Annotated in this window: 15 protein-coding genes; 4 read left to right on the top strand and 11 right to left on the bottom strand. The window is 37.4% G+C overall.

Annotated features, from left to right (window positions below; all coding sequences use genetic code 11):
* Window positions 1-107: 107 nt before the first annotated feature.
* Both NR125_RS28260 and NR125_RS28265 read right to left on the bottom strand, forming a co-directional pair.
* The gene (locus tag NR125_RS28260) at window positions 108-1,037 is read right to left on the bottom strand and encodes an ABC transporter permease (RefSeq protein WP_061791892.1); all 930 of its coding nucleotides are present in this window, start codon (window positions 1,035-1,037) and stop codon (window positions 108-110) included.
* Window positions 1,038-1,133: 96 nt separating this feature from the next.
* Entirely contained in the window at window positions 1,134-2,789 is a 1,656-nt protein-coding gene (locus NR125_RS28265; RefSeq protein ID WP_256816663.1) for a peptide ABC transporter substrate-binding protein, read from the bottom strand.
* A gap of 412 nt (window positions 2,790-3,201) precedes the next feature.
* Between NR125_RS28265 and NR125_RS28270 the strand changes: the two genes are divergently transcribed.
* Window positions 3,202-4,596, top strand: a complete 1,395-nt coding sequence (locus NR125_RS28270) for a sensor histidine kinase (RefSeq protein ID WP_071158646.1) — start codon at window positions 3,202-3,204, stop codon at window positions 4,594-4,596.
* On the top strand, window positions 4,574-5,251 hold the full coding sequence (locus NR125_RS28275; RefSeq protein ID WP_071158644.1) for a response regulator transcription factor: 678 nt from the start codon (window positions 4,574-4,576) through the stop codon (window positions 5,249-5,251). The genes NR125_RS28270 and NR125_RS28275 overlap by 23 nt, the downstream gene beginning before the upstream one ends.
* 124 nt (window positions 5,252-5,375) lie before the next feature.
* Here NR125_RS28275 and NR125_RS28280 read toward each other — a convergent pair whose 3' ends face one another.
* From NR125_RS28280 to merR1, 8 genes are all read right to left on the bottom strand, one after another.
* The gene (locus tag NR125_RS28280) at window positions 5,376-6,035 is read right to left on the bottom strand and encodes a class I SAM-dependent methyltransferase (RefSeq protein WP_138116166.1); all 660 of its coding nucleotides are present in this window, start codon (window positions 6,033-6,035) and stop codon (window positions 5,376-5,378) included.
* Window positions 6,036-6,135: 100 nt separating this feature from the next.
* Window positions 6,136-8,271, bottom strand: a complete 2,136-nt coding sequence (locus tag NR125_RS28285; RefSeq protein WP_138116164.1) for a heavy metal translocating P-type ATPase — start codon at window positions 8,269-8,271, stop codon at window positions 6,136-6,138.
* Window positions 8,264-8,632 carry an ArsR/SmtB family transcription factor gene (locus tag NR125_RS28290; protein WP_138116162.1) on the bottom strand — a complete coding sequence of 123 codons (369 nt, stop codon included), beginning with the start codon at window positions 8,630-8,632 and terminating at the stop codon, window positions 8,264-8,266. The genes NR125_RS28285 and NR125_RS28290 overlap by 8 nt, the downstream gene beginning before the upstream one ends.
* Window positions 8,633-8,869: 237 nt before the next feature.
* Window positions 8,870-10,510: a mercury(II) reductase gene (gene merA, locus NR125_RS28295; protein ID WP_154319798.1), complete on the bottom strand. Its 1,641-nt coding sequence runs from the start codon at window positions 10,508-10,510 to the stop codon at window positions 8,870-8,872.
* A 15-nt stretch (window positions 10,511-10,525) separates the two neighbouring features.
* Window positions 10,526-10,864 carry a mercury resistance system substrate-binding protein MerP gene (gene merP, locus NR125_RS28300; RefSeq protein ID WP_138116158.1) on the bottom strand — a complete coding sequence of 113 codons (339 nt, stop codon included), beginning with the start codon at window positions 10,862-10,864 and terminating at the stop codon, window positions 10,526-10,528.
* Between the two features lie 17 nt (window positions 10,865-10,881).
* On the bottom strand, window positions 10,882-11,184 hold the full coding sequence (gene merT / locus NR125_RS28305; protein ID WP_031536987.1) for a mercuric transport protein MerT: 303 nt from the start codon (window positions 11,182-11,184) through the stop codon (window positions 10,882-10,884).
* On the bottom strand, window positions 11,181-11,450 hold the full coding sequence (locus NR125_RS28310) for a hypothetical protein (protein WP_138116156.1): 270 nt from the start codon (window positions 11,448-11,450) through the stop codon (window positions 11,181-11,183). Before NR125_RS28310 ends, merT begins: the two co-directional genes overlap by 4 nt.
* A gap of 14 nt (window positions 11,451-11,464) precedes the next feature.
* Window positions 11,465-11,863 carry a mercury resistance transcriptional regulator MerR1 gene (gene merR1 / locus NR125_RS28315; RefSeq protein ID WP_047914436.1) on the bottom strand — a complete coding sequence of 133 codons (399 nt, stop codon included), beginning with the start codon at window positions 11,861-11,863 and terminating at the stop codon, window positions 11,465-11,467.
* A 245-nt stretch (window positions 11,864-12,108) separates the two neighbouring features.
* On the opposite strand from merR1, the gene NR125_RS28320 reads away from it, so the two are divergent.
* Together NR125_RS28320 and NR125_RS28325 are read left to right on the top strand one after the other, a co-directional pair.
* Entirely contained in the window at window positions 12,109-12,678 is a 570-nt protein-coding gene (locus NR125_RS28320; protein ID WP_138116154.1) for a recombinase family protein, read from the top strand.
* 1 nt (window position 12,679) lies between these two features.
* Window positions 12,680-15,628, top strand: a complete 2,949-nt coding sequence (locus NR125_RS28325) for a Tn3 family transposase (RefSeq protein WP_154319797.1) — start codon at window positions 12,680-12,682, stop codon at window positions 15,626-15,628.
* A 184-nt stretch (window positions 15,629-15,812) separates the two neighbouring features.
* Here the strand turns inward: NR125_RS28325 and NR125_RS28330 are convergent, their stop codons facing one another.
* Complete coding sequence (locus NR125_RS28330) at window positions 15,813-16,460, bottom strand: YdhK family protein (protein WP_019380892.1); 648 nt, start codon at window positions 16,458-16,460, stop codon at window positions 15,813-15,815.
* Window positions 16,461-16,523: the final 63 nt, after the last annotated feature.

Consider the following 16,523-nt stretch of genomic DNA (forward strand, 5'->3'; position numbering starts at 1 on the left):
CAAGAGGGCTCTTTTTTGTTCAAGTCCCGAAAATCCTTCTAACAGGAATGCTCCTCTTTGTTTTTTTTCTTAAACACAAAGAGTTCATCCCGCACTGGCTGCATCTGCTATCTCCTCCCTTTCATTAGTTTTATTCTTGGGTCAATCAGAACGTAGGCGATATCAACCAATATAATAAAGAACACTAAGATAGCGCTATAAAAAACCGTTGTCCCTAAGATTAATGGATAATCTCTATCTGTAATTCCTTCCACAAAATACTTGCCTAATCCAGGCACACCGAAAATCTGTTCAATAACAAAGCTTCCTGTCAATACAGTGGCTGTTATAGGTCCCAGTATTGTTACAACTGGAATCATAGCATTTCTAAGCACATGCCTAAATACGAATCTGACACCGGTTACGCCCTTTGCCATTGCAGTTTGGATATAATCCATAGATAAAACTTCAAGAATGCTCGATCGAGTTAGGCGGGCAATATATGCCATTGGTGTAACGGCGAGAGCAACACTTGGCAATACGGAATGCTTCCAGGTCCCCCATGTTGCAACCGGGAACCATTGTAGTTTAATTGCAAAAAAGTTGATTAAAACTGTAGCGAATATGAAACTGGGAACAGAAAGGCCAAGAATTGCGATAATCATAGAAAAATAGTCAATAGCACTATTGTGGCGAATAGCAGCAAATATTCCTAATAGAATGCCAAAAAAAGTTGCAATAAGAATGGCTTGTAGACCAATCATTGCCGAAACTGGAAAACCACTTGCAATTAGTTCATTTACTGTTTGATTATCCCATTTGATTGAAGGACCGAAGTCGAATAATAGGGCTCCTTTTAGGTATTTTATATATTGAATTAACATTGGATCATTAAGCCCATAATGCTCCTTTAAGTTTTCGACTACCTGTTCAGGTATGCGATTTTCACTTGTAAAAGGATCTCCTGGTATGGCATACATTAATAAAAAGGTTAGTGAAATAATAACGAATAGTGTCACAAAAACACTAATAATCCTCCTAACCAGAAATTGTCGCATAATTCCCCTCCTATTTTCCTGTAGCAGGACCTGTCTGATAACAACTGAAAAAGTGTACTTTTAGTACACTCTTTCAGCGATTGAATGTTTTTTTCTTTACTTCACATACGCCTCCCGGAAATCAATGGCTTGGATAGTATATTGAAAGATTCCATCAATATTATCCTTTTGCAGATATACCTTCGTCCTGTAATAAAGAGGTGAAATGGCCATTTGGTCTATCAGGACTTTTTCTGCATCCACCAAATACTGAGCACGCTCTTCCAAATTCAATTCTGCTTCTGCTTTTTTCATTAATTGATCGTACTCGGGAATAGAGATATTACTATAGTTATAAACATCTCCTGTCATGAATTGTCCCATTAAATTACTTGCATCATCATAGTCCGCACCTGTACTGTAAATTGCTAGTTGATAATCCCCTGCTTGAATATTTTGAACAAATACTTTACGCTCCATTGTTTGGAGTTCAACTTCTATCCCTAAGTTTTTCTTCCACATTTCTTGCATTGCTTGTGAAAGCTTATTGTACGTATCATCGGTATAGAATAGTAGATTGATTTTCGGTAACGAGGAGAGGCCTAATTCATCTAGCCCTTCCTGTAGCTTTTGTTTTGCTGTTTCCACATCATTATCCTTAAACAAGGATTCTCCCGCTAAATCCCTAAATTCTCCTGCACCGCTGCTCAATCCAATTGGAATTAAACCTAAGGCTGGAATTTCTCCTCCTTGTGTTACTTTTTCAACTAAAAGATTTCTATCCAACGCTAGACCTAATGCTTGGCGTATTTTTTCGTTCGCGAAAACGTCATTTTTATGATTAAAACGTAAGTAAGCTAAACTTGCACTTGGTGCAGTATATGCCTCTCCAGAAGAAATTAATTTATTTCTTATCGAATTTGGTAGGTTTGTAGAAAAGTCAAGCTCATTTGATTGGTACATTGCATATTCAGTATTTTGTTCATTCACCATTACCCACTTTAGCTTATCCAGTTTAACAACATCTTTCCCCCAATAGTTTTCATTAGGTACCATTACTATTTCTTGTCCGTGCTTCCAACTCTCAATTGTAAAGGGGCCGTTTGAAACAAAGGTGTCAGCTTCTGATGCCCATTTCGAATTTGCTTTATCAACTTCTTCATTGATTGGTAATAAGGTGAAAAAGGCTGTTAGTCCCAAGAAGAAGGAAGTTGGTTTTTCTAGAGTAACTTCAAGGGTATATTCATCTACAGCTTTAACACCAAGCTCAGCAGGATCCTTTAACGAGCCTTCATTATATGCTGCTCCATTTTTGATAAAAAATAAATTACTTCCTAGCGGAGAGGCTACTTCAGGCCTTAATACCTTTTCCCAGGAATAGACAAAATCTTGAGCAGTCACTGGATCACCATTTGACCATTTCGCATCTTTATTTAAGTAGAACGTGTAAATTGTCCCATCATCTGAAGTTTCCCATCTTTCAGCCACACCTGGAACAATTTTTCCTTCTTTATCCAAACGAACGAGGCCCTCAAATAATTGGTTTGATATATCCCCAGCAACCTGGTTATCAATTAAAGCAGGTTCGAGACTGGGTGGTTCAGATAAGGCATTTACTGTAATCACCTGTTCTTTGGTGGAATCTGTTTTCGCATCCTTGTTTTCATTATCTGTCTGGTTATTCACCTGACTATTATTACTGCATGCACTTATAAGTAAGGTAATTACAAAAAAGAAGGTTAGAAATACAATTCGACTTCTTAATTTAATCATCACATATCCCCCTATCTTCTTTTTAAACAGCGGAAACTCTTGTTATTATGAAACTTCTAACAGTATCACCTCCAATACCTAATTTAATAATAAAAAAGGAGGCATATCGAATAACCTATGCATAATGCATAAAGAAATTCGATATAGCCCCCTTAATTCAACTAATAACTGTAGACTATATATGAATTGATAAATATAATTTTAAATATTCAAAATAAATTAACTAATCATAATATTAAGTAAATTTTCTTAAGTTGTCAATAGTTCGATTCTCGAGATTTTGAATAGACTTTAATTAAACACTAAAAATATAAAAGTTCTCAGTATTAAAATATGTCTCATTCTGCATAAATTCTTCAAATTTAAGAAATATAATTTAAATTAGCAGTTTCTTGAGAAACGGGTGAATTAATTGACAAAAATTTCGATTAAGCTTGGAATAGTATTCTTTCTAATTATCTTTAGCCTTGAGATTTTCATGTTTTTCTTTTTACATTCAGCCCTTGTGGATTCAAGGATAGAAGAAGAGTTTCTATCTTTGCAGACAAGAGGCAACGCTCACAGGGATATACTGGAAAAACACTTTGATACAGATACAATCTCTCATGTAACTTTAATGGAATCGGAGGCAAATACCGATGTCGTTATCACTGATATGAATGGTAAGATTCTTGGTTCATCAGTAAAGAGCTATGAGGTTCAAGACCATATTAACAGGTCAGACTCAGATATCCCTCGAGGTGGAGAGGTTGTTGATAATAACTGGAAAGAGGGAAAGTTTATCTCAACAGTTAGTCCAATAGATTTAGATGGCAAAACATCTGGCAAGGTTTTTATGTTTCAAGAAACAGAATCAATACATTCTTTAATTGAAAGAATTAATAAACATTTTATATTAACAGGAATAATAGCGGTTTTTTTAACCTTGATTGTTATCATTTTTCTTTCTAAAGGACTTGCAAAACCTTTAATAAAAATGAAGGAAGCTACTTCCAAAATTAGCAAGGGAGATTTTACAATTTCACTCCCAAAGAACAGGAATGACGAACTCGGGGATTTAGCAGATTCTATTTCTCAGCTTGCAAGCGACTTGAATTATTTAAAACTAGAACGAAACGATTTTTTAGCGAGCATTTCTCATGAACTAAGGACCCCCCTCACCTATATTAAGGGCTATGCAGATATTATTCATAAACGCAATTTATCCAATGAGGACCGTGACAAATATTTAAATATAATTCATGAGGAGGCGAATCGCCTTTCTGATTTAATTAAGGACCTTTTCGACCTAGCGAAAATGGACAAAAATTCATTTATAATACAAAAAAAAGCAATAGACTTAACTGACTTTATTACGAAAATTGAGCAAAAGTTTTCTCCTGCATTCCACGAAAAAGAAATGGATTTTGAAGTAGTTTGTCCAGAAGGAGTATATATTATGGCTGATCCTATCAGACTTGAGCAAATCATCTTTAACTTGCTGGATAACGCTATTAAATACTCTCCATCTGGAGGCAAAACAATCCTTGCTGTCAGCAGCAAAAAGAAGGATGTCAGTATTAAGGTTCGAGATAATGGAAAAGGAATACCTGAAGAAGACCTGCCTTATATTTTAAACCGCTTTTATCGAGTAGATAAGTCCAGAACCAGATCTTTAGGAGGAACAGGTTTGGGGCTTGCCATAGTAAAAGAGCTGGTCCTTGCTCATGGTGGGACAATCTCAGTAAAAAGCAAGGAAGGCATCGGAACTGAATTTGAATTAGTCTTTAAAGGAGCAGATAGCATTGAAAACGATACTATTAGTTGATGATGAATCCAGAATGTTAGATCTACTTGCGCTTTATTTAACCCCATTAGGTTATAAATGTGTTAAAAAGTCATCTGCGGTAGATGCAATAACGTATATAGAAACAAATCATGCCGATTTAATATTGTTAGATGTGATGATGCCTGAAATGGATGGTTGGACAGCATGCAAAGAATTTAAGAAAATTAGGGATATCCCGATTATCATGCTCACGGCCAGAAGTGAGAAGCCTGATATCGTTAAAGGGTTAAAAATAGGCGCAGATGATTATATTTTGAAACCATTTGATGAAGAAGTACTTGTAGCAAGGATAGAAGCCGTACTTAGAAGAACTACAACAGAAGAAGAATTCCTCTCATTTAAAGGCCTATTACTTAAACCAGCTTCTTATGAACTTTATTTTGAAGATAAAGAGATCTTTCTCACACCTAAGGAGTTTGCGATGGTCCAGTTATTTATAAGTAACAGAAACAAGGTTTTCTCCAGAGATCACTTAATTGAATCGGTTTGGGGATATGGCGTATCAATTGAAGACCGCACGATTGATTCGCATGTTAGAAATATTAGGGAAAAGTTGAGAAGGGCAGGATTTCCCGCGGATGAGTTTTTACTAACCGTTTGGGGTGTTGGATATAAATGGACTGGCAAGGAATAAAACTCTATTTGGGGTCCTACCAACAAAACGCGGAAAACATACGCTAAGCAAATTTCGACATGAAGAAAGCCGATTTCTCCTACGCTAAGGAATCATCGGCTTTTTAGTCACTATTCTGGTCGTGTTATGGTTTGAAAGCTTTATACGCCCTTAGTGTGCCTGTGATAGTTGAAAATTGCCCAGTTTCTTCAATTGAGACAAATCCAGTTTCTTTTAATAGCTTAGGAATAATCCCTTTAACATGATTTGAAGTTGTTTCAAACCCATCTAAAAATTGTATAGGGAAAAATGCGACACGCATCAACCAATTTTGCGGCTTCTCAAAATCAATAATATGAAATTGGCCACCAGATCTGAGTGTCCGATGAACTTCTTCAAATGTTTTCTTTTTCATCTCTAGAGTTAAATGATGAATAAATAAACTTGTAAATATATGATGAAATAGATTATTGGAAAAGGGAAGTTTATCAGAAAACCCTTCCTCAAAGGTGATATTATTAACTTGAGTTTCTTTAATTTTCTCCTTAGCAATTGATAATATTTCAGGATCAGCATCAACCCCAATTACTTGCACACCAGGTTGTGATTGCTGTATTAAAAGTGCCAGTGTACCTGTTCCGCAAGCTAAATCCATTATCGTTTCCTTTGGTTGGATGGTTGCTTGCTTAACTAAATGCATTTTAAACTTTTTTTCTTGCATTCCCCATTGAATTAACGGATCATAAAATCGAGTCATCCAATGATATTTTAGTGCAGGTATATATTCATTAGGTTTTTGAGACATTTTCTCCCCCCTAAAAACTTTAATTTTCAGAATAGTCATTCTGTTTATTTTAATAAAAAAGGGACAACACTTAGTTATCCCATTGACTTTCAAGAAAATTTTATTCTTTAACCTTCAATAGTCGTAAACTATTTAGAGTAACTATTAATGTTGCCCCCATATCAGCAAATATCGCAATCCATAGCGTTAACCAACCAGGCATGACTAACAGTAATGCCACTAATTTAATTGCTAAAGAGAAGGTAATATTTTGCTTAATAATCGCCAAAGCCTTCCGGCTTAACTTAATGGTATACGGCAATTTGCTTAGATCATCCGACATTAAAGCAATATCGGCTGTTTCAAGTGCTGTATCGGTTCCAGCACCACCCATTGCCACACCAACAGTGGAAGCTGCAAGAGCAGGTGCATCATTCACACCATCGCCAACCATCGCGACACTGTGATGTTTTTCTCGAAGTTCTTTAATAAAATTCAATTTATCTTCTGGAAGCAATTCGGCTTTGATGTTAGAAACCCCAACTTCTTTACCAATTGCTTCTGCTGTTCGTTGGTTATCCCCCGTAAGCATGACCGTTCCGATCCTAATTTGGTTCAGTTTACTAATGACTTCTTTTGATGATTCTCTCATTTCATCTGCTACGGCAATTAACGAAAGGATTTGTTTTTCTGTTCCTATTACCATCACCGTTTTTCCTTGTGTTTGCATACGAGTGATTTCTTCTTTGATTGATGTTTCTATGCCATTTGTTAGGATTTCTACAAATAAATTCGGACTTCCAACATAATACATTTCATTGTTTATATTGGCTTTTACGCCTTTACCCGTAATGGACTGAAAATCTTCCACTACAATATTTTGAATGTTTAATCCGTCTTCTTCTGCTTTTCTAACGATTGCTGAAGCTAATGGATGTTGTGACCCTTTTTCAATGGCTGCTGTTATTATCATTAATTCTTGTTCATTGCCAGCATATGTCACTACATCTGTAACGGCAGGAACACCTTTTGTTAAGGTTCCAGTTTTATCAAAGGCAATCACTTTTAAAGCTCCTGCTTCTTCTAAATGGATTCCACCTTTAATTAACACACCGTTCCTTGCAGCATTTCCTATTGCAGTTACTACGGCAACAGGTGTCGAAACAACCAGAGCACAAGGGCAACCAACCACTAACACAGCTAAACCTTGATAGATCCACTCGCTCCAATCACTGCCAAATAGTAATGGAGGAACTACAGCAATTAAAAGAGCCAAGACGATAATAGCTGGTGTATAGTATTTCGCAAAACGGTCCACAAACGCTTGAGAAGGGGCTCGTTCTGCTTGAGCTTCTTCCACTAAATGAATGATTTTGGATATAGTGGTATCTTCCACCCTTTTTGTTACTTTAACTTCTAGTAATCCCTCTTCGTTCAAAGTTCCAGCAAAGACTTCATCATCAATTGTCTTGGTTACGGGAACACTTTCCCCTGTAATCGCAGCCTGATTTAACGTAGATATACCCTTGATAACTGTTCCATCCATCGCTAATTTCTGTCCAGGTTTTACAATCATAATATCGCCGACTTGAATATCTTCAACGTTAACCATCATTTCTTCATTTCCACGACGAATTAAAGCTTCTTTTGGAGCAATATCCATCAACGATTCTATAGATTGACGAGCTTTATCCATTGAATAACGCTCTAATGCTTCACTAAGAGCAAATAGGATAACAACTGTTGCTCCTTCTCCCCATTCACCAATCACCGCAGCTCCTAAAATGGCAACGGTCATTAGCGTATTCATATCGAAATTTAATCTACTTAAATTTTTAAGACCCTTAATAAATAGCGAATACCCACCAATTAAAATGGATGCTGCATAACCAATCGTTGGAAGTATATGCTCTTCTCCATATTGCTCCCCTAAAAACCAACTAATAACAAGTAATATCGCTGAAATATACACCTTGATGTTTTCTTTTTGCTTCCAAAAAGGTTCACGCTCTACCTTTTGTTCCTTTTCATCCCGAACCTTTAGATTTTCAAAAGCACCTGCTTTTTCTAATTCTTCAATCGTTGTAGTACCTTGAACCATAATTTTTGATGCACCTAAGTTTACTTTTGCATCTTTAACACCTTTTAATTCTTTTACGTTATTTTCAAAGATCTTTGCACAATTTGTACAAGTAAATCCTTGAACACGGTAGGTTTTCATTTCCTGTTCAGACAGCTTCGCTTGCTGATCAGACATTGACTTTCACCTCGCTCTTATGTGCTAATGCAATAGTCATTAATTGCTTAATATGTTCATCATCTAACGAATAAAACGCCAGTTTCCCTTCTTTTCTAAACTTCACAACCCCTTGCTTATGAAGTGTTCTTAGGTGATGGGAAGCATTTGCAACTGTAACTCCTATAATATTTGCTATATCACAAACACATAGCTCTTCATCCTTACACAAAGAAAAGGTAATCTTTGCCCTGTTTTCATCAGCAACAGCTTTCAATAATTGGGCAGCACTAGAAATATCAACTGTTTGTAATTCGCCTTGTATTCGAGTTACCTTTTCTTCGTCATAACAATAAATCTCACAAGTATCTTTCTTATTCATTTTCTCACTCCATTATCATTCAAGTATTTGCTTGAATATAGTATACCCCTTTTTTAAATAGTTATTCAAGTGAACATTTGAATGAACCAATGAAAATATTCACTTCTTAGAATTCTCGTGTTCTAATAGGGGCCCTGCCGACACAACGCGGATAATATACGTTAAGACAACTTCTGGATGAAAAAAGCCGATATTCCTTAATTTAAGGAATATCGGCTTGATATTATAAAAAGATGATTAACCTGCACAACAAGATAGTTTGGATACATCTTTATCAAACGTTAGGGCAGCCAGCTTCAATCCTTCTGCCATTGTCAAATATGGTGCAAGGGTTTCGCGAAGATCCTCTACAGTTAGATCAAATTTCACTGCTAATGTCGCTGCATAAATCACGTCTCCTGCGTTTTCTGCCACCACATGAGCCCCTAATATTTTCAACGTTTTCGCGTCCGCAACCAGTTTAAACACGCCTGTTGTTTCCCGATTAACCAGTGCTCTTGGAACGGCATCTAACGGCAAGACGGATGTTTTCACTTCATATCCTTTCTCTTTTGCCTGTTGCTCCGTTAAACCAACCGTTGCAATTGCTGGAGCTGTAAATGTAACCCCCGGAACCACTTCTAAATTCAGCTTTTTGTTCAGTCCACCGATAGCATTTCCTGCCGCAACTCCACCTTGATAAGCTGCTACATATACAAATTGAGGACCAAGCGTGACATCTCCTGCTGCATAGATGCGTGAATTCGTTGTTTTTGAATACTCATCGATTACGATTTCACCACGGGGGCCTACTTCAACGCCTGCATCCTGTAAATTCAAGGTTGCCGTGTTTGGTGTTCTTCCTGTGGCAACTAGTAATTGATCTGCCTCAATGATTCGCTTCTTGCCATTTACCTCAACATGGACCTTTTTAATGTCTCCATCTTGTTCGATTCGTTCAAAAGATGCTCCCGTCACTAAGTTGACCCCTTGTTCTGTCAAGGCATGCGTGATTGCTTCTGAAACCTCAGGATCGTATTCCTTTAACAAACGCGGGCTTCTTTGCATCAATGTGACTTCTGAGCCTAGATTATGGAAGAGTTGTCCCAATTCCATCCCGATATAGCCAGAACCGATGACCGTAAGACGCTTAGGCACCTTCTTTAATTCAAGCAGCGTTGTGCTTGTTAAATAATCGACTTCATCCAGTCCAGGAATGTTTGGCACTGCTGGTGAAGCACCTGTCGCGATTAAGAATCGTTTGGCTGACAACTGCATGCCATTGACTTCAACGGTTTTTTCATCTACGAATTTCGCTTCGCCTTTGATTAATTCAAAGCCGTAGTCATCAATCAAATCTACATATTTTGAGTTTCGAAGATCCGTCACCAGTTCATTTTTCTGCTTGATCAATGGTGCCAAATCAACGTCGCCAGCTGACGTGTGCAATCCGATGAATGGATTATTTTTTGCCAGATGATTGATTTCGCCAGCCCGAAGCAAAGTCTTTGAAGGAACACAGCCGATGTTCACGCATGTTCCACCAACCGTACCACGTTCAATGATTGCCACTTTTGCTCCGTATTTCACGGCTTCGATGGCAGATGAAAAGGCAGCCCCACCAGAACCGATGATGATGTAGTCATAATCACCTTCATCACCTAACTGCATCATTTCTTGCGATTGTACTTCTTCTGCTTCGCCTGGTTGATATTTCGCTTCAGCAATCGCTTTTTTCGCTGTTTCAACCTCTAAGCCATTTGGTAGCTCAAATACAGCTTCGCCACCGCGAAAATCTACTTCAATCCCTCTTGCACCCATGTTTTCAAGAGCAACAGCTACATGCTCTTCACAACCCGTACAAGTCATTCCTTGAACGTTCACTCGATATTTTTTCATGTTAACTCCCTCCTTTTATTCGACTCCAAGCCCGAAATCCGAAACTGCCGTCTTAATTTCCTGTAAATCCGTTTTCTTATCATCAAAGGAAACCGTTACTTCGCCCTTGCTTCCACTGACTTTAATGGCTGTTTTGCTAACGCCATCTACCTGTTCCAGGACGCTTTCTACAACAGACGGTGGACAACAATCCATCCCCAAAACCGTGAATGTCCCTGTTTTAGTTGTTTCAATGGTAGCTTTTACTTCCTTCTTAGCATCTATATTATTTTGTGCTTCTTTTTCGTTGCTACACGCACTAACCACTAACAGAAGGGATAATAGCATCATAATCCTAATTATTTGTACGCTCATATAAAGCACCTCATTTTTTATAGTCCACCTTCAACTAGAAATAAAAAAAGAAACATGCAGAAAACGAAAAACGTCGTGATCCATAAGCCGATGATAGAACTCTTCCTTTTGCCTTTTCTCCCGTAAACCATGTAAAAGGAGTATGCAAGAAGGATGATGGTAACGATGCTGAACAATAACCGATACTTCAATGAGTAGAAGGCGATTGCTCCTGCAAATCCAGTTAAACCAAGAGGGATAAAAATCAGTGGACCCAAGCAGCATGCAGCCATACCAAAAGCTGAAAATATTGTGGCTAACTGTGACACTTTTTCCTTCATGATTTAAACCTCTCCATACTGCAACAATCATGCGTTGTTGTTTCTTTCGTTGTTTCATTTTTGATTTCTGGGTTCAATTTTCTCCAGCCATTGAATAGGGAGAAAACAAACAATATACCCATTATGATGAAGATAACATTTTTATATTCCACGAAATATGATCCCAGTGCTGTTCCTGCAATCAACGGAAGCAGTAAAAACAGATGGCATGGGCATGTAATTAGTGCGACAAGAAACCAACCTGAACTTTTTATTGTGTTTATCATCCTGTTTCACCTCTTTATTTTTTCATCAATGTTTCAATAATAGGACACTCGTAAATATCTTTGTTTTCGGGACATCTTTCTTTAAGATCCATCAGCATTTGTTCAATTCTTTTGAGATCTTGAATTTTATGCTGGATGTCTTCTATCTTAAGAACGGTGAAATCATACATATCACGGCACTTTGCTTCATCGCGATCGACGACCCCTAGCAATTTGTCAATTTCATTTAAGCTAAATCCTAATTCCTGCATCCGTTTTATGAAATTCAACCGATCGACCGTTTGTTGTGAATACATTCGGTATCCTTTTTCGGTACGATCAGGCTCTGGAATTAAGCCTAAACGCTCATAATATCGAATGGTCTCTTTGTTAACGTTACACTTCTCTGCGATTTCTCCGACTCGAAAATGCAATTTACTTCACCTCACATATAATATAAACCCTGTACCATAGTACAGGGTCAATATATTTTACTCCCTTCAATTAAATGATTCCAATACCGAAAACGACCGTTTTTGGTTAAAATAGAGAACTTCTCTAAAAACCTCGAAAACCACTTAAATTCATAACCAAAAATATAACCAAAAACTAACTACCAATATATCTATCTATTACCCCTTTTTGGTATAGTTAAGGTATTAAAAAGGGGGGATTCTTGTTGAAATTTGGGTATGCACGTGTCAGTACACAAGATCAATCATTATCGTTACAACTTGATGCATTGACTCACTACGGAGTGGACCAGACTTTTGAAGAAAAAGAATCAGGTAAGAAAAAAAACCGACCACAGTTAGATGAGCTTCTTAAAATTTTGCGTAAAGGCGACACGGTGATTGTCTATAAATTAGATCGAATCAGTCGGAGTACCAAACATTTAATTGAACTTATGGAACATTTTGAATCAAACGGAATTCATTTTGTCTCCATACAAGACAAGATTGACACTACAACTGCTATGGGACGCTTCTTTTTCAGAATGTTAGCCAGCATAGCAGAATTAGAACGAGATATTATTAGTGAACGAACGAAAGATGGATTGACGGCTGCTAGAGCTAGGGGAAGAAACGGAGGTAGACCGAAGGTTGATTTAAAGAAAATAGAACTTGCTATAAAAATGTATGAAAGCAAAGATTACTCGTTATCTCAAATTAAGACGGCAACAGGGATTGGAGCGACAACATTATATCGTTATCTAGAAAAGAAAAAGATACCTAGCAAGGAGTTATAGCATGAGAGGGAAAGAATTACTAACAGAAGATCAAAGAACGGAATTTGTACGAATTCCAGCTGATATGAGCGAAAGTGAACTAGAAACCTATTATACTTTTTCCCAATATGACCTTGAAATTATTAAACGACACAGAAGAGATCATAATCGTTTAGGCTTTGCTGTTCAATTATGTGTTTTACGCTATCCTGGATGGTCCCTTTCAGATGTTGGGCCTATTCCAGATTACATAATCGAATACATAGCTAGACAAATAAATGTTAATCCTAATTCATTTTCTTTATATGCCCAACGAGAGCCAACTAAGCATGAGCATATGGAAGAAATCCGTCAAGTTTATGGTTATCAAAATTTTTCCCTAGGGAACTATCGCAAGGTAGCTCAGTTTCTGTTGAATCATGCCCTTCAAAATGGAAATTCAATGTATCTTCTTCGTACAGCACAAGAAGAGCTACGGAATCAGAAAATTATTCTCCCTGGAATGACTACTATAGAAAGGCTTGTTTGGGAAACTCGTCAACGAGCAGAGGAAAGGATTTTTAAATCATTAACTTGTACTCTTTCTAAATGGCAAAAACAAAAGTTAGATAAACTTATAGATCCCTTTGTAGATAATAGAAAAACCCCCTTAGCATGGCTTAGAGAACTTCCCGGCCAATCTTCACCTGAAGCCTTTTTAAAAGTAATAAAGCGCTTAGACTATATTCGAGATTTAAAATTAGAAATAAATTCAGAACAAATCCATCCCAATCGTTTACTTCAATTATCTCGTATTGGAGCAAGGTACGAACCACACTCATTTCGAAGGTTTAAAGAAAAAAAGAAATATGCAATTCTCGTGGCATATCTTGTGACTCATAGTCAGGATTTAATTGACCAAGCAATTGAAATTCATGATCGACAAATGATGATCTTGCAATCAAAAGGACGTAAAACACAAGAAGAAATGCAAAAAGAAAACGGAAAAGCAGTGAATGAAAAAGTCGTACATTTTGCAGATATCGGTGCAGCACTTATCCAAGCACGAAATGAAGGACTTGATCCATTTAATGCTATTGAAATGATTATGCCGTGGGATAAAATTGTTTCTTCCGTCGAAGAAGCCCAAAAATTAGCCCGACCGATGGATTACGATTATCTAGATTTGTTAGAAAATCGGTTTTCTTATCTAAGAAAATATACTCCTACTTTTCTTAAATCTTTTGAATTTCGTTCTACACAAGGTACAGAGCCATTATTGCAAGCCTTAAAGACGCTAAATGAAATGAATGAATCTGGTAAAAGAAAAATTCCAAATGATGCCCCGGTAGATTTTATTCCTAAACGTTGGAGGAAGCATGTTTATGGTGATGATGGAATAATTAACCGACACTATTATGAGATGGCTGCACTAACAGAGTTGAAAAATCATATTCGTTCAGGCGACATATCCGTAGTCGGTAGTAGACTTCATAAAGATTTTGAAGAGTATCTTGTTTCTAAAGAAGATTGGACAACTTCTCGTCTTACGGAAACTAAACTAGCTGTTCGTTCATCGGCAGATGAATATCTTGAGGAAAGAAGAAAGTCACTAGCGCAACGCCTTACATGGGTTTCAAATAATCTTGATTCTCTAGAAGGAGTAAATATCGAAAAAGCTAAGATCCGAGTGGACCGTTTGGAGAAAAATACACCCGAAGAAGCGAGAGCTTTTAGCCTGTCTTTATATAATATGTTGCCGAGAATAAAGCTCACTGATCTTTTAATGGAGGTAGCACACTGGACAGGATTTGACGAAATGTTGATACATGCCTCAACCAATCGCCCGCCAAAGGGAGAGGAAAAAGGAGTTCTCATGGCTGCTCTCATGGCGATGGGCACTAACATAGGACTTACTAAAATGGCAGAAGCGACACCAGGAGTTACCTATCATCAAATGGCTAATGCAGCGCAATGGCGTTTATTCGATGATGCTATAAGTCGTGCACAAGCGACATTAGTAAATTTTCAACATAAGCTTAAACTAGCTTCCTATTGGGGAGATGGAAGTACCTCTTCCTCTGATGGAATGCGCGTACAGGTTGGTGTTTCATCGTTACATGCCGATGCCAATCCACACTATGGGTCTGGAAAAGGGGCAACCATTTATCGATTTACCAGTGATCAATTTTCAAGTTTTTATACGAAAGTCATTAATACCAATGCTCGTGATGCTGTACACGTTATCGATGGATTACTTCATCATGAGACAGATTTAAATATTGAAGAGCATTTTACAGATACAGCTGGCTACGCCGACTCAGTATTTGGATTGAGTCATTTATTAGGATTTCGTTTTGCACCAAGGCTACGTGATTTAGCTGACTCTAAGCTATTCACCATCCAAATGCCAAATGAATTCCCAAAACTAGAAAATATACTCCGTGGTCGTATTAATACGAAAATTATTCAAGATAATTTTGATGACGTATTACGTGTAGCTCATTCTATTCGAGAAGGAAAAGTGTCTGGTTCACTTATTATGGGGAAACTAGGGTCATATGCGAGACAAAATAAACTTGCATTTGCTTTGCGAGAAATGGGGAGAATCGAAAAGACCATTTTTATTTTGGATTACATATCTAACGAAACACTACGCCGTCGAATTCAACGAGGACTAAATAAGGGAGAAGCCATGAATGGGTTAGCAAGAGCCTTATTCTTTGGAAAACGAGGTGAGTTACGAGAACGAGGAATACAAGACCAACTACAACGTGCAAGTGCTTTAAATATTCTAATAAACGCTATTAGCGTATGGAACACTGTTTATCTTACAGAAGCAACAAAATTATTAAAGGAAAAGGGAAATTTGAGAGAAGATTTACTTAAACATATTTCTCCGTTAGGATGGGAACACATTAATTTTCTTGGTGAATACAACTTTGATGCAAGAGTAGCAAGTCTACATTCACTACGCCCTCTTATTCAATAATACTAAAAGCCGATGATTCCTTAACGTAGGAAAAATCGGCTTTCTCCATGTCGAAATTTGCTTAGCGTATGTTTTCCGCGTTTTGTTGGTAGGACCCCTATTTGTGATTAAGGATTTAAAAAGTCGATTCCATGGTTTGGAATCGACTTTTTATTCTTATTTATTATGTTAAAGTTTTATAAATTTATTCAGCTGGAGATAGCTCGCTTTCTGTTACCCATTTGTGATTTTTCACTTCTTCACCACCGGTTGTTGTAGTAAAATCAACCATATATACAGTAGTTTGTTCAGCGGAGTCAATTACAGCTGTTGCTCCGTCCATACCTTCCATATGTTCCGCATTTACAGTAACTTCTGTTCCAGGTTCAAGCGGTTCTTCTTCGACTCCTTCTAACTCTTCATGGATCACCCATTTATGATCTTCCACTCTCTCTCCGCCAGTCGTCGGGGTATAAGATATTGTATAAACCGTCGTATCATATGCTCCAACTATTGTTGCTTCAGCCCCTTTCATTCCTGACATGTGATCTGACTCAATAATGGCTTTACTTCCAACTTCATAAGTTGGTGAAGCTGCTTCTTCTAAACCTTCAGGAACTTCGCCCGAGCTGGACATATCCATATTATCATGATCCATGCCTTCTGTATCTTCATCCATATTATCATGATCCATGCCTTCCATATCTTCATTGTCTTTGCTCTCTTCTGTATTCTCGGTGCCTTCATTGTTTTCTGCGTTTTCATCATTTGCATTTGTACAGGCTCCCAAAAGTAATAAAAGAGAAGCAAGCAATGCAAATAAAATTGATTTTCTAAAATCTTTTTTCAACATATACAAAATCCTCCCTCTATAAATGTTGATTTATCAACGGTTTGACCCGTTGGTGAGGTGTCA

This window comes from Cytobacillus sp. Bac17 (assembly GCF_024519925.1).
In the GTDB taxonomy this organism is placed as follows: domain Bacteria; phylum Bacillota; class Bacilli; order Bacillales; family Cytobacillaceae; genus Cytobacillus; species Cytobacillus pseudoceanisediminis.

What these genes read in the sequence shown, in the direction of transcription:
- NR125_RS28290 (WP_138116162.1), bottom strand. Translation starts at nt 8,632, where the DNA reads ATGAATAAGAAAGATACTTGTGAGATTTATTGTTATGACGAAGAAAAG.
- NR125_RS28310 (WP_138116156.1), bottom strand. Translation starts at nt 11,450, where the DNA reads ATGATAAACACAATAAAAAGTTCAGGTTGGTTTCTTGTCGCACTAATT.
- merT (WP_031536987.1), bottom strand. Translation starts at nt 11,184, where the DNA reads ATGAAGGAAAAAGTGTCACAGTTAGCCACAATATTTTCAGCTTTTGGT.
- NR125_RS28285 (WP_138116164.1), bottom strand. Translation starts at nt 8,271, where the DNA reads ATGTCTGATCAGCAAGCGAAGCTGTCTGAACAGGAAATGAAAACCTAC.
- NR125_RS28330 (WP_019380892.1), bottom strand. Translation starts at nt 16,460, where the DNA reads ATGTTGAAAAAAGATTTTAGAAAATCAATTTTATTTGCATTGCTTGCT.
- NR125_RS28280 (WP_138116166.1), bottom strand. Translation starts at nt 6,035, where the DNA reads ATGTCTCAAAAACCTAATGAATATATACCTGCACTAAAATATCATTGG.
- NR125_RS28260 (WP_061791892.1), bottom strand. Translation starts at nt 1,037, where the DNA reads ATGCGACAATTTCTGGTTAGGAGGATTATTAGTGTTTTTGTGACACTA.
- merA (WP_154319798.1), bottom strand. Translation starts at nt 10,510, where the DNA reads ATGAAAAAATATCGAGTGAACGTTCAAGGAATGACTTGTACGGGTTGT.
- merP (WP_138116158.1), bottom strand. Translation starts at nt 10,864, where the DNA reads ATGAGCGTACAAATAATTAGGATTATGATGCTATTATCCCTTCTGTTA.
- NR125_RS28325 (WP_154319797.1), top strand. Translation starts at nt 12,680, where the DNA reads ATGAGAGGGAAAGAATTACTAACAGAAGATCAAAGAACGGAATTTGTA.
- NR125_RS28265 (WP_256816663.1), bottom strand. Translation starts at nt 2,789, where the DNA reads ATGATTAAATTAAGAAGTCGAATTGTATTTCTAACCTTCTTTTTTGTA.